The organism is Candidatus Methanomethylophilaceae archaeon, from assembly GCA_017524805.1.
Lineage (GTDB): Archaea > Thermoplasmatota > Thermoplasmata > Methanomassiliicoccales > Methanomethylophilaceae > Methanoprimaticola.
Map to the genome: position 1 here is coordinate 56977 of JAFXUX010000030.1, position 13254 is coordinate 70230.

The 13254-nt window shown below is 54.4% G+C and carries 12 protein-coding genes; 8 read left to right on the top strand and 4 right to left on the bottom strand.

Annotated features, from left to right (window positions below; translation table 11 throughout):
• Positions 1-330, bottom strand: coding sequence for a DNA-binding protein (locus IKP20_06130; protein ID MBR4504531.1), 330 nt, complete (start codon positions 328-330; stop codon positions 1-3).
• 13 nt (positions 331-343) lie between these two features.
• Positions 344-772: a 30S ribosomal protein S19e gene (locus IKP20_06135; GenBank protein MBR4504532.1), complete on the bottom strand. Its 429-nt coding sequence runs from the start codon at positions 770-772 to the stop codon at positions 344-346.
• Between the two features lie 274 nt (positions 773-1046).
• Between IKP20_06135 and IKP20_06140 the strand changes: the two genes are divergently transcribed.
• The 8 genes from IKP20_06140 (at position 1047) to IKP20_06175 (ending at position 10357) form a co-directional block, all read left to right on the top strand.
• The gene (locus IKP20_06140) at positions 1047-1565 is read left to right on the top strand and encodes a zinc-ribbon domain-containing protein (GenBank protein ID MBR4504533.1); all 519 of its coding nucleotides are present in this window, start codon (positions 1047-1049) and stop codon (positions 1563-1565) included.
• A 60-nt stretch (positions 1566-1625) separates the two neighbouring features.
• On the top strand, positions 1626-2180 hold the full coding sequence (locus IKP20_06145) for a UbiX family flavin prenyltransferase (GenBank protein ID MBR4504534.1): 555 nt from the start codon (positions 1626-1628) through the stop codon (positions 2178-2180).
• Between the two features lie 70 nt (positions 2181-2250).
• Positions 2251-2625 carry a YegP family protein gene (locus IKP20_06150; protein ID MBR4504535.1) on the top strand — a complete coding sequence of 125 codons (375 nt, stop codon included), beginning with the start codon at positions 2251-2253 and terminating at the stop codon, positions 2623-2625.
• Between the two features lie 146 nt (positions 2626-2771).
• Positions 2772-4109 carry an MFS transporter gene (locus IKP20_06155; GenBank protein ID MBR4504536.1) on the top strand — a complete coding sequence of 446 codons (1338 nt, stop codon included), beginning with the start codon at positions 2772-2774 and terminating at the stop codon, positions 4107-4109.
• 103 nt (positions 4110-4212) lie between these two features.
• Positions 4213-5397 (top strand): leucine-rich repeat domain-containing protein, encoded by a 1185-nt coding sequence (locus IKP20_06160; protein ID MBR4504537.1) that lies wholly within the window; start codon positions 4213-4215, stop codon positions 5395-5397.
• 48 nt (positions 5398-5445) lie between these two features.
• A complete protein-coding gene (locus IKP20_06165; protein MBR4504538.1) occupies positions 5446-6873 on the top strand; it encodes a leucine-rich repeat domain-containing protein in 1428 nt (475 codons plus the stop codon).
• Between the two features lie 104 nt (positions 6874-6977).
• On the top strand, positions 6978-7958 hold the full coding sequence (gene guaA / locus IKP20_06170) for a glutamine-hydrolyzing GMP synthase (GenBank protein MBR4504539.1): 981 nt from the start codon (positions 6978-6980) through the stop codon (positions 7956-7958).
• A 353-nt stretch (positions 7959-8311) separates the two neighbouring features.
• Positions 8312-10357 (top strand): hypothetical protein, encoded by a 2046-nt coding sequence (locus IKP20_06175; GenBank protein MBR4504540.1) that lies wholly within the window; start codon positions 8312-8314, stop codon positions 10355-10357.
• A 41-nt stretch (positions 10358-10398) separates the two neighbouring features.
• Here the strand turns inward: IKP20_06175 and IKP20_06180 are convergent, their stop codons facing one another.
• Positions 10399-12282, bottom strand: coding sequence for a VWA domain-containing protein (locus IKP20_06180; protein ID MBR4504541.1), 1884 nt, complete (start codon positions 12280-12282; stop codon positions 10399-10401).
• Complete coding sequence (locus tag IKP20_06185; GenBank protein ID MBR4504542.1) at positions 12264-13238, bottom strand: AAA family ATPase; 975 nt, start codon at positions 13236-13238, stop codon at positions 12264-12266. The genes IKP20_06180 and IKP20_06185 overlap by 19 nt, the downstream gene beginning before the upstream one ends.
• Positions 13239-13254: the final 16 nt, after the last annotated feature.

Sequence of the window (13254 nt, forward strand, 5' to 3'; positions counted from 1 at the left end):
TTATCTCCTCTCTATGGTGATCTCCCTCTTCTGGGGAATGATCTGCGCAAGGATGTTCTTCAGCATGGCGTCGTCTATGACACCCCTGAGTCTTCCGCTCTGTGCGAGCTGGATAAGCTGCATCTCAACCGACTCTGCCAACTGGGGGTTGGCAAGCCTGATGTTCGCGAGCCTGTCTCTGGCTTCGGGGGACAAAATCTGCCTCAATACAGATTGCCTCTGCGTCTCGGCTCTTTTGGCCTGCTCCTCTTGGGCGGCCTGACTCTGGGCCTGCTGCTGCAGTTCCATGAGCCTTTTCTGTCTGAGCGCTGCCAATTCAGGGTCATCCATGCCGATACCTCCCTCAGGCTGTCATCTCGTCGTAAACCTCTTTCGCGGCATTGTCCAGTAAGGACTGCCCGGAGGGGCTGATTGAGCGACCTTCCTTCTCTTTCGAAACGAGGAATCCCGCCGCCTCGAGCTGCTGCATGCATTTTCTGGCGATGTTGCGGCTTCCTTTGACGGCCTTGTTGGGCATAGAACCTTTGTCGGCGTATCCGCCGTATTCGGCCGCGAGCTTGGAGGATCCCATCGGACCTTTCACATAGAGTTTCCTCAGGATAGATGCGGCCCTAGTGTACCACCAGTCGTCCTGGGACGGGGCTCTCTCAGTGTGCCTGCCAGTCTTAGCGAACTCTGCCCACTCAGGGGGAACGATGTTGGAGTTCTCCTTGAGCTTCTGGGCCGTCCTGAGTATGAGCTGTTCGGCAGGAACATCGTAGACGGTTACCATTTTAATACCTCTGATTGCCGTGTGGGGCAATATCAAGGGTGTATTCTGGAATTGATATATAAGCGTTGCTAGAAATAGCATATTACTGATAATCCTGCTCCGCACGTTCGGCACCAGCCCCCGTACGGCCTGGAGATGCAACACCCCCCACGGCAAAGAATGAACAACCGTCATCCTTTGATATCCGTGCTTCTGACAATCTATTGCCTATATTTAATGGGTTCTCTTAGGTCAGTTGACAATAGATAAATATCGTATAGATTTTGGAGGGATTATGGCTATCGACAACTCATTCTGCACGCATTGCGGGGCTGTGATACCGGAAGGGTCCAAGTTCTGCCCCGATTGCGGGACGTCGATCGACGGGTCTGAGAATCCTTACGCGCATGAAAGCCATCAAAGCACCCCTGGCGGGCTCGACAGCACGCGCATCCTTATTCTCATATACGGAGTCATCGCGACCATATTCGGGCTGCTGGCCGTTTTGGGGTCGATGATGCTGACTTCCGAGATGTGGGAGCAGGCGATGGAAATGTACGGCACGACATTCGACATGGATCTGGATGCTCTGAAGATGTCTGCGCTCATAGAGGGCATCATAATCATCGCCAGCGGCATCTGCGCCATCCTGTCATCCTATTGCATCAAGAACGGGAATGTCTATCCTGCCGCGATGATCCTTTGCCTTATCGCTTCGGCGCTTTCTCTGGTGCTTTTCCCCTTGGGATTAATCACATTGGCAGTGGGATTGTACATGACATACCGCATCTACTCCTTCAGAGGGGCTTATTGAGGGCGTTCCCGCTGCGGACCCCTCATAATCTCTTTTATCTAGATTGACATCGCCTTCTCCGTGAGATACATCGTTGCCGTCAGCGGCGCATCCGGATCGCTCTACGCCCTCCGCCTCATGGAAACTCTGGACGGAGAGAAAGATCTCATCGTTTCTGAGACGGCCAAAGCGATTTTCCCCGCCGAAACCGGGATGGAAGCGTCGATTCTGAGCGGGCATGCCGCCAACACATATTCAGACGGCGATCTGTTCGCTCCACCGGCTTCAGGAAGCTGCCGCTACGACGCCATGATCGTCGCTCCGTGCAGCGAATCGACGGTAGCCAAAATTGCGAACGGGATAGCTGACACCCTCATCACCAGAGCGGCTTCGGTATCCATCAAAGAGGGCAGAAAACTGATTCTTATGGTCAGAGAATCTCCAAAAAGCGCCATAATGCTGGAGAATGAGCTGAAATTGGCCAGGCTGGGAGTGGTCATAATGGATGCGAACCCGGGATTCTATCCGAAACCGGAGACCGTTTCCGATATAGTGGACATAGTGGTCGGCAGATGCCTCGACCAAATTGGCGCAGAGCATAATCTGTATAGAAGATGGGATAAAATTATAAAATAAATGATATTTTTATCCTCCAATTATTTTAGATTGTTTTATATCCTCATATGAGAATCGAAAAATGATTCCCATGGGAAAATTCGTCATCAAGAAATCCAAAAACGATGGGTTCGTGTTCAACCTGGTCGCCGGGAACGGGCAGGTCATCTGCACGTCGCAGGTATATGCATCGATCCCGTCCGCGAAGAAAGGGATCGAATCTATCAGAAAAAACTTAGGCTCTGAGATAGAGGACCAAACTTCCAAAGGTTTTGAGGCTAAGAAATATCCGAAATGGGAAATTTATGCCGACAAAGCGGGAGAGTTCAGATTCAGGCTCTGCGCCAAGAATGGGCAGCCCATACTCGCCAGCCAAGGGTACAAAGCCCTTGCCAGCGCCAAGAACGGCATAGAATCCATCCGCAGAAACGCTCCGGACGCGGAAATAGTCGAGAACCTCGGATGATCGCTTGGGGCAGGACCCCGCAAACCGCTTATCAATTCTTTCGTCCAAAGAGATGGTAAACCAATCTCGATGATATTCTACGATGAAAAATGGCTGTAATTTGAGATACTTTTAATTCCGAGTCGGGAATTGCCGTCAGGTTTGAAATGGCAAGCATCTCCCAGCGCTTGGAATCCCTTCCAATGACCCGCACGTCATGGATCATCCTGCTGATCATAGGCATCGGATGGATGTTCGACGCGATGGACCAGGGCATGGTAAGCGGCGTTTTGACCGCCATAGGCAATGATTGGGGCCTCTCAGCCTACGAAAAAAGCTGGCTCATGAGCTCGGGGACATTCGGAATGATTCTGGGCGCCGCCCTCTCAGGCAACATCGCAGACAGATGGGGCAGACGCAAAGTCATCACTATCACCCTTCTCCTTTATTCGATAGGAAGCGCTCTGTGCGGCCTCTGCACCGAGTACTGGATGCTGATCGTATGCCGCTTCATAACGGGATTCGGCCTGGGCGGAGAGCTCCCGACCGCTTCGGCTTACATAACGGAGATGTCCCCCGCCCGCTGCCGCGGAAGGAACGTCGTATTGCTGGAGAGCTTCTGGGCATGGGGATGGATCGCAGCCAATCTGGTCGCTTTCCTTGTCATCCCGCCGTATGGATGGCGCATAGCATTCTTCGTCGGAGCTCTGCCCGCTCTGTTCGCGGCCGTGCTGAGATACGCTGTTCCAGAATCCCCCAGATATCTGGAGATCAAAGGGCGCCATTCCGAAGCCAACGATATAGTCGCCAAACTCGAGAAGGAGGCTGGCGTGAAAACTGTGGACGCGGGCCCCGAAGATCTCGCGGAGAAAAAGATGGGATGGGCGGATTCCTTCAGACTGCTCTGGAGCCGCGGGAATCTCCGCAGCACCGCCGTCCTCTGGGTTATCTGGTTCGGGATCAACTTCGGCTATTACGGATTCGTCCTTTGGACGCCTTCCCTGCTGGTCGAAAGGGGCTTCGACATGGTCAGAAGCCTGGGATTCACCCTTATCATGTGCATCGCACAGCTTCCGGGCTATTTCAGCGCTGCATACCTCGTGGAACGCGTCGGACGCAAGCCCATCATGATCGTGTATTTCCTGGGTACGGCTCTGGCGTCATGGCTGTTCGGGCACGCCGGATCGGAAGATGCCGTCCTAGCCTCAGGCTGCCTGCTGTATTTCTTCGCCCTCGGGGCGTGGGGATGCGTATACTCGTACACGCCGGAGGTCTATCCCACCGACGTCCGCGCATCAGGATCCGGATGGGCATCTGCTTTCGGCCGCGTCGGTGCGTTCATTGCACCGTTCATAGTTCCGGCGCTGTATGGGCTGTACGATAAGGACGTCGGTTTCATGATGGTATTCGCGGTCCTCACCGCATGCTTCATCGCCGTAGCCGTCGTCGTCGCCATATTCGGCAGAGAAACGAAGAATTCGGACCTCGCAGACATTTCCGGATGATTTTTCCCGCCCCCGATGGAGGGGGCAACCATTTTTTATATCGCAATTTTTAAAGCGTAATGGGCTTACGGTCTTCAAAGCCTGTTCGGAGCCCAGAGTTCGCATGCTATTCGACAGACATTCAGCCAAAAGATTCGAAGATCTCGTTCTTGAGAGCGGTTCTGACCCCGAGATGAGCAATGCCGCCGAGATCGGAAAGGTCATATACCAGCTGATCGAGGGCGAAGAGAAAGTGCGGATAGCGAAATACATCGGGGGCAAATCCTCGTGCGCCATACCAGACAGCATCTCCGTGGCGAAAAAACGGTATACGATAACCGAAATAGGCCAAAAAGCGTTTTCTGGATGCGCTTCCCTTTGCTCCATCGAGCTTCCCGATTCTATCGAGACCATTGAGAACCTCGCTTTCGAGGGATGCACCGGCCTCAAAGAGATTGAGATCCCGAAAGGAATCAGAAACATACGCGGCGAAGCTTTCCGCGGCTGCTCCGGACTTGAAAAGGTCCGCATGAAGAACAGCCCCGAAGTAATTGGCAGATATGCTTTCGAAGGATGCACCAAACTGAAGGAGTTCGCCGTCGAAAAAGGGAAAGGAAGATACGAATCCGATTCCTCAGGAATGCTTTATGACTCCGACATGGAGCGCCTTTTCCGCGTGCCTTACGCCATGGAAGGCGGCGTGAACGTGCCTCCCGGGGTCAAAGAGATTGCCGGAGGAGCTTTTTCTGGGTGCAGAAATGTCACCGGGATCAAAATACCGGATAGCGTCAGGAGAATAGGGGACAGGGCGTTCACCGGATGCGGAAGGCTGGCTCTCCTCTACGTCGATCCGCGCAACGAACATTATCGCTCCGATCTCCAAGGGATTCTGTACGATTCTAAGGTAACAGAGGTCTTCAAAGCGCCCAACAGCATCGTCGGCGCGTTGGAGATCCCCGATACTGTCAAAACGATACACATGAACGCTTTTGAGGGATGCTCCAAACTCATCTCGGTCTCCATCCCCTGCTCGACGTCGTCCATCGAAGATTCGGCGTTCGAAGGGTGCTCTGGAATAAGAGTGGTATCGTTCGGGAACGGCGTCAAATCCATAGGGGACAACGCTTTCAGAGGATGCTCGTCCATCACGACCGTGGAATTGCCGGAGACCGTAGAAGAGATAGGCCAAGGGGCTTTCTCAGGATGCTCGCGCCTATCCGCGGTGTCCATGCCTTTCGGCGTAGACGTCGGCAAAGAGGCGTTTCCCACGAATGTGGAGATGACTCTCGAACGATCGCTGCTTCCATAAACTTCTCGGAAGAGAAAGAACCTAAAATGTGATGGCGTTCACTGCGGCATGGACAGAAAGAAACTTTTCAGAAGCATTGAGGGCGCCGTGAGGAGCCTCGATGGCCTTCCCGAAGCCATGGAAAAAGCCGGGTTCAATGGAAAGGACATCAAATTGGTGGGATACATGGTGTCTGGGGCCCGCGATGAATTGGCCGAAGCCATCGGCGCCGAAGATTCTGCCGTCTCGGAGGTGGCCATCTCCAGGATATCCGACGAGCTGTCGCTTGAGAAGGGAGTTGTGAGGTCCCTGGTCAGAGACATGAGGGAGGCCATCCACGGCCCGAAAAAGAAACCGGAGAAAACGCAGGATGATTCGGCCCTGACGATCAAGAACGCAGGGAACAACGCTTACATCGGAGGCGCCGGGTTTGTTTTCAGGCCGATGCCTTCCGTAAGAAACGCATATTTTCTGGCAAAATACGTCGGAGAGGAGACGGAAATCCGCGTTCCGGAAAAGGTCCGCATGGGCAGAGTCGAAGGAACGGTCACCGGCATAGGCGAGAACGCATTCAGAAGGACGGCTGGAGTATCGATCATCCTCCCGAAAACCATATCCAGCATAGGAGCCAACGCTTTTGAGGGATGCGAAAGGCTCAGATCAGTCAGCATACCGCCTGAGATTGATTACATCGGAGCGGGAGCCTTCAGGGATTGCCCGCAGCTCGAATCGATAGAACTCGGGAAGGGATGCGCCAAATTCAGATCGAACCCCGACGGCATCATCTACAGCGCCGATGGGAAATCCCTTCTCCATGTCCCGGGCGCGATCTCTGGACACGTGGACATCGATTCCGGAACGGAAAAGATAGCTGACAGCGCCTTCTGGGGATGCGGAAAAATCGAGTCAGTATCCATCCCGGATGGAGTGACATCGATAGGAACCTCGGCATTCACCGAATGCTCCGGACTCAAAACAATCGAACTCCCCGCATCGCTGGAATCCATGGGGGAATATGCTTTCGGGCAGTGCGATTCTCTCGGTTCCATAACGGTTGCGGCAGGGAGCGCCCATTTCTCTTCCGAAGGAGGCGTGCTGTACAGCAAAGACGGGAAGACGCTGATAAGGTTCCCGGGCGGCATCTCCGGGAGCTTCGAAGTTCCGAATGGAGTCGAAATCATAGGCAAAGCCGCGTTCTCCGATTGCGAAGGGATAAAATCGGTGTCCATGGGATCGGTGATCGAGATCGGAGATGACGCATTCAGAGGATGCTCCGAGCTCGGATCAGCCGAATTAGGGCAAAATCTAGTTTCTTTGGGAAAATATTCGTTCATGGGATGCGCGTCTCTGAGATCGATCTTCCTGCCCGACAGCGTCAGAAAGATAGGCACATGGGTCTTCGGAGAATGCTCGTCGCTGACGGAAGCAAGCATCCCGGACGGCCTTGAAACCAACATGACGTCTTTCCCTGAGACGACCAGAGTGACCAAGAGATGAGGTCACGGAGACTCCGTTCCGAAAGCCCGAACAGTATTAAAAATGGCAAAAGCGATGCCCCGCCATCAGCCTCATCGGAGGCGTCGAAATAGGAGAAGATTCTGATGGACAGCAATAAGCGCCCCGAATCCATGGAACGCATAACCTCTCCCGCTCTGGCGAAGGGATTCATATCGGAAGCGGTTGAGAGCCTCAGGAAACAGATAGGCAGCGGAAACGTCATCCTGGCGCTGTCCGGCGGCGTCGATTCCTCGGTCGTCGCCGCGCTTCTTATCAAAGCCGTCGGCAAGCAGCTGACATGCATACACGTGAACCACGGCCTTCTCAGAAAGGGAGAGCCGGAGCAGGTGGTCAAAGTGTTCCGCGACCAGATGGACGCGAACCTCATATACATCGATGCCACGGATCGCTTCCTCGGAAAGCTTGAGGGCGTATCCGATCCGGAGCAGAAAAGGAAAATCATCGGAGCTGAATTCATCCGCGTGTTCGAGGAGGAGGCCCGCAAATTGGAGGGCGTCAAATTCCTCGCCCAGGGCACTATCTACCCTGACATCATCGAAAGCAAAGGCGTGAAAGCCCACCACAATGTGGGAGGCCTTCCCGAAGATCTGGGATTCGAACTTTGCGAACCCGTCAAATTCCTTTACAAAGACGAGGTCCGCGTCGTCGGCAAAGAACTTGGGCTCCCGGACAGCATGGTCTATCGCCAGCCATTCCCCGGCCCGGGATTGGGTGTCAGGTGCACGGGAGCCATCACTCGCGAAAGGCTCGAGGCCGTCCGCGAATCCGACGCCATCCTCCGCGAAGAATTCTCCAAAGCCGGATTGGAGGGCAAAGTGTGGCAGTATTTCACTGTGGTTCCTGACTATCGCTCGACCGGCGTGAGAGAGGGCGAGCGGTGCTGGGATTGGCCGGTCGTCATCCGCGCCATAAACACCAAGGATGCCATGTCCGCGACAATCGAGGAGATTCCATATCCTCTTCTGAAAACCATCACCGATCGCATCCTTTCGGAGGTCAAAGGCGTCAACCGCGTCCTTTACGACCTCTCGCCCAAACCCTGCGCCACCATAGAGTGGGAATGAGCGGAAAGGCCAGAGAACGCATCTGACGGCGCTCTCTGGCGCTCCGCCGCATTTCTGAACCGTCTAAGGGACCGAAAGTATATACTATGCGCTAGGTGATTACAAACTCGTGATAATCGGGCGCTTGTTAGCTTTAATTTTTGCCATCGTTTCAATGGTGTCGCTAGCTGTCCCAAGCGCCTTGACGGAAAACGAGAAACCCAGCGCAATTCTCGTTTCTGCCCCCGCTAAATCCCCAAAATTCTCCGAAACCGTTTCGATTCTGGTTGCGTACCAATCGACAGCAGAACCTTATCTGACGACCGCCAAACGCCTTAACGACCGCGCTATGCAATTCTCTCCCCTGTGATATCATGATTTTCGGTAAGACCAAACTGATAAATGAGCTGAAGAAAAATCTCGCCGAAAAGGAATCCCAGCTCAAAGCGTCCAACGATCTGATGAAAGACGCTCAGAACGAACTGATACAATTCCAAAAGAAAGCCGCCGCCGCCAAATCCGAGCTCCAAGACGAATTGGGCAAGAAAGAAGCTGAGATCAAGGATCTGAAGAACTCGAACGAGGCTCTGAAGAAAGCGGCTAGCAAAGCCGAATCCGAAATCAAATCCAAAGCTGCCGACACGGCGAAAGACGCCCTTTCCGAGGCTAAAGCAGGATTGGGATCGGCTGAGTCCGGCTCATCCGCGCTCGATTCCCAAATCGGATCCCTGAAAGGGAAACTGAAATCCCTGGAAGAAAAACTTCTGTCAAAAGAGAAGGAAGCGGCCTCTCTCGTGGAGTCGCTCAATCTCACCAAAGAAAAATTGGCGTCCAAGGAAGCCGAAGTGGAAAGCAAGAACGTTGCCATCAAAAAGCTGGAGAGCCTGGTAGCAGAGAAAGATTCCAAACTGACGGATGCCAAGAAAAAAATCGAAGCCCTCATCGGTAAAGCGCTTCCAGAAGAACCGGAGGATGACAGCGAGACCTACAACGTCAGATTCGTTGCCGATGGCAAAGTGATTTCCGAAGTCCAGATGTCTTCCGAAGATGATTCCTACAAAATACCGCCGATTCCGGAGAAAGAAGATTTTGCCGCTGAATGGCAGTACGAGCAGGACGGAAATGACGTCACCGTAACCGCCGTCTATGTCCCTATCGCATATGACCTCGTCTTCTTCGTCGACGATGCCAAATACTGCGAGATGAAGGCGTCCGCAGAGGATAAGATCGAAGTTCCGCCGGTTCCGCAGAAAGAGGACTACGTCGGAGAGTGGGAATACACCATCATCGACGGCAACGAGGTCCGCATCGACGCCATGTACCGCCCCATAGAGTACGTCGCCGAGTTCTACGCCGATGGGCAGAAAGTCGCGGAAAAGACCCTGTCCGTATGCTCATGCGAAGACATCCCGGAAGTCCCCGCAAAGGAGGATTACGCGGGCGAATGGATTTACGAGATCGAAGATGAGGGAAAGGTCAGGGTCGATGCCCTGTATTCCCCTAAAGTATACGACCTCATGTTCTTCGTCGACAACGATCTGATCGACGAAATGAAAGTCTCGGTCGGAGAGAGCATCACCCTTCCTGCGGTCCCCGCCAAGGAGGATTACACAGGCGAGTGGGCTTATACGGTGATCGATGGCAACACCGCCAGAATTGATGCCATGTATTTCCCCAAGACTTATGAGGCGGAATTCTACGCCGACGGCAAGAAGATCGCCGAAAGGACTCTGGCGCCGAACATACACAACGATGTCCCGGAGATTCCCGCCAAAGAGGATTTCGATGGGGAATGGCAATACGAAAACGTCTCAGACGGGAAGATCAGAGTGGACGCCGTCTACAAGCCTGTGGAATATGATCTGGTATTCTTCGTTGACGACAACAAATATTGCGAACTCAAATCTGTCTCCTCTGAGAAGATAGCGCTCCCGAATGTCCCTCCCAAGGAAGGATACACCGGAGAGTGGGTATACACCGTCGTTGACGGCACTTCCGCAAGGATAGACGCCCTCTACACACCGATCGAGGAAGGATGCTGCTCCGACTCGGATGAAGAGGAAGGGATCCTCCTCACATTCTATGTCGACGGGAAGAAATGCGGCGAGAAACTGATCACCAGCGAGGAAGACATCAAAAACGTGCCTCCTGTTCCGAAGAAAGAGGATTATGAAGGCAGATGGGAATACGAGCAGACCGGCGCCGATACCGGAGATATGGTCGCTGTGTACACGCCTATCGAATACCGCATGTCATTCTTCGTGGACGGCGAGAAATATGCGGAAGCAGTCATGACCGCGGAAGACGACAAATCCGTCATCCCTGAAGTGCCTTCGAAGCCCGGGTACACCGGCGAATGGCAATACAAGAAAGGCGACGACAACAACGTCACCGTAATTGCGGTATACACCGCGGAATGAAATCTTTGGGGGGATAGCCCCCCATTTTTTGTTTTCGATTCTCACATATTGGCGGCCGTTCTTACGCTCGCGGAAAGCGCGTCGGCATCCAGCTCCTCCAGATCGAAATACAGCGCATCCAGATGCGATGCCAGCTCCGATGCGCTGTCGAAAAGCCTGAATCCGTTTCCGGTGTTGACCACTATCCATTGGGTCCCCGGTATGCTGATGGAATCCGCGATTTCCCTGGCCTCTTTGTTGGGGTCGGCGCCTTCTGTGGACGCCACGTTGGATCTCCCGTCGGTCATCAGGACTATGAAGCATCTCTCGCCGGGATGCGTTCTCGAATAGGATGTCATGTACTCTTCCACGGAGATCAGCGCCGCCGACAGGGGAGTCCTGCCTCCCGTAGGTATGTCCTCCAGAAGCTTGTATCCGTATTCCACTGACCTGGTGGGCGGGAGAAGCACTTCGGCGGACCTCCTCCTGAATATCATGAGACCGACTCTGTCGCGCTTCACATAGCTGTCCTTCAGCATGGAAAGCACGGCGCCTTTGACGGCGGCCATCCTCCTTCTCGCCCCTATGGATCCGCTGGCATCCACGACGAACATGACGGTGCACCCTGCGCGGACCCTTCTGACTTTCTCTCTGATGTCGGAATCGCGGACCTCTATGCGCATATCGCCGGACCCTTGGCCCTTATGCGACAATGCGGCCGCCCTTATCGTCGCTCCCAGCGCGATGTCCTGCGTCTTACCGTCGGGAATTCTGGACGATACCTGCCTCCCTGATGCGCCTTTGCATTCCATCTCCGAGCGGCGCCCTTTCCTGCTTCCGGACTGTTTGCGCGGAGCTTTACCTTTCCCCATATAATCTATGACCCTGAACTGGCGGCCGACCTCGAACATCATGTCATCCAGACGGGGGAGCTCCAACGGAGTCTCGGACTGCTCCTCGCGATTGTCATCATGCTCCTCCTGTTCTCCGTCTTGTGGCGGATCTTGGGGCGGGGGCTGATCTGGCTCGTCCCCATCATCGGGAGGCTCTTCGCTATCCTCTTCCTCTGGCGGAGGGCTCTCCGGCGGAGGCTGATCGTATTTTCTCCTGTGGACCAGGCACATGGCCGTGGCGCGCTCGACGTCCTTCCTGGTGACTTTGTCCCTCCTGTCCAACGCGGCCAAAGCGATGGCGACGTTCGTCACGGCGATATCTCCGCGGATGCCTTCCGCGCCGAGCCTGTCGCAAAGCTCTGAGATAATCAGGCGGAGCTCATCGGAGATCTCGACCAAAGGGACGATCTCTTCTGCATAGGAAATCGAAGCGCGCTCCTTCTCCTGGTCTTCCTCGAATGAAGCGCCGAATCCTTCGCTTCCATCGTCGAAGGATATGCGACGCGACAGTATTTCTTTCCTGGATTCCGCGTCGTCCTGGGAGGAAACCACCACGCATATGTCGAAGCGATCCAGAAGATGCTCGCTCATCTCGCGCTCATCAGGATTCATCGTGGCCACCAAAGTGACGTCAACCTCCGAGACGTCGGAGACCCCGTCGCGCTCGGTCCTGATAGAACCCGATATGACCGCGTCGAGGAGCGATATCGCCAGCTTCTCGTCCATCAGATTGATGTCGTCCACGAACGCGAATCCTCCGTTCGCCTCGGCTATGAGCCCTTTCTCGAGGCGCACCTCTCCCGAATCCAGAAGATGCCCCATATCAACGGAGCCGAACAGCCTCCCCTCATCCACATTGGACGGGATGTTGACTGCCGCTTTCCCTGTCAGGCCGCCGAGAGACCGGCAGAGGACTGTTTTGGCGGTCCCGGAAGGGCCTCTGATCAGCGCTGTGCGGATGTTCCTGCTGCATGCGACGCATTTCAGGGCGTCCTTGGCCGCATCCATGCCAAAAACGGCAGAGAAAGGATAGGTCAGAGACTTTCCAGACATCTGCTGAGTTCCTCGCGGTCGATTGAAGAATCCTCGAATGGGCGCCTCCTCATGCGATGCGAAAGCACCAAACCGGCGACGGAGATTATGTCGTCGGAGATTATGCGATCCCTCCCTTCGAAAGCCGCGTTGGCTCTGGCCGCTTTCATCATGACTATGTCGGCTCTGTGGCCGTCTATGCCGAAATGGGAGGTGACGCTCACGACGCCGTCAAGAACTTCCGGACCCATATTCACCGAGCGCACGCGGGAAATGGCATCTGAGATGCGCGAACGGAGATTCTCAGTCTCTTCAGACTTGGAACTGACGTATTTTTCTGGGGAATCGTCGTATTCCAGCCTTCTTCTCACGATTTCCGCCCTGATCTTCGGGTCATGCTCCCCCTTGATATCCACGGATAAGCCGAACCTATCCAAAAGCTGAGGCCTGAGATCCCCTTCCTCGGGATTCATAGTCCCCACCAGCACGAATCTGGAAGGGTGGGAGAACGAAATGCCTTCCCTTTCCACGTAATTGACGCCCATAGCAGCGGAATCCAACAGCATATCTACGATGTGGTCGTCCAAAAGGTTGACCTCGTCGATGTACAGCAGATTCCCGTTGGCGCGCGCTAGAACCCCTGGCTCAAACCTTTTCTCGCCGGTTTTGAGCGCGTGCTCTATGTCGATGGTCCCTGCGACTCTGTCTTCGGTGGCCCCGAGAGGCAGCTCGACAACCTCCATAGTGGTCTCCTCGATTCTTAGCGTCCCTTCCTCGAACTTTTTCCTGCACGATTCGCACATGGAGTCCGGATCGGATGGGTCGCAGCGGAACATGCACCCCGCCGAAACCTTTCTGCGGGGGAGAACCCCGCCCAAAGATCTCACCGAAGTGGATTTGGCCGTCCCTTTCTCCCCTTTCAGGAGTACGCCGCCTATCCCGGGGTCTATGACATTCAAAATAAGCGCTCTCTTCATCTCTTCCTGGCCGACT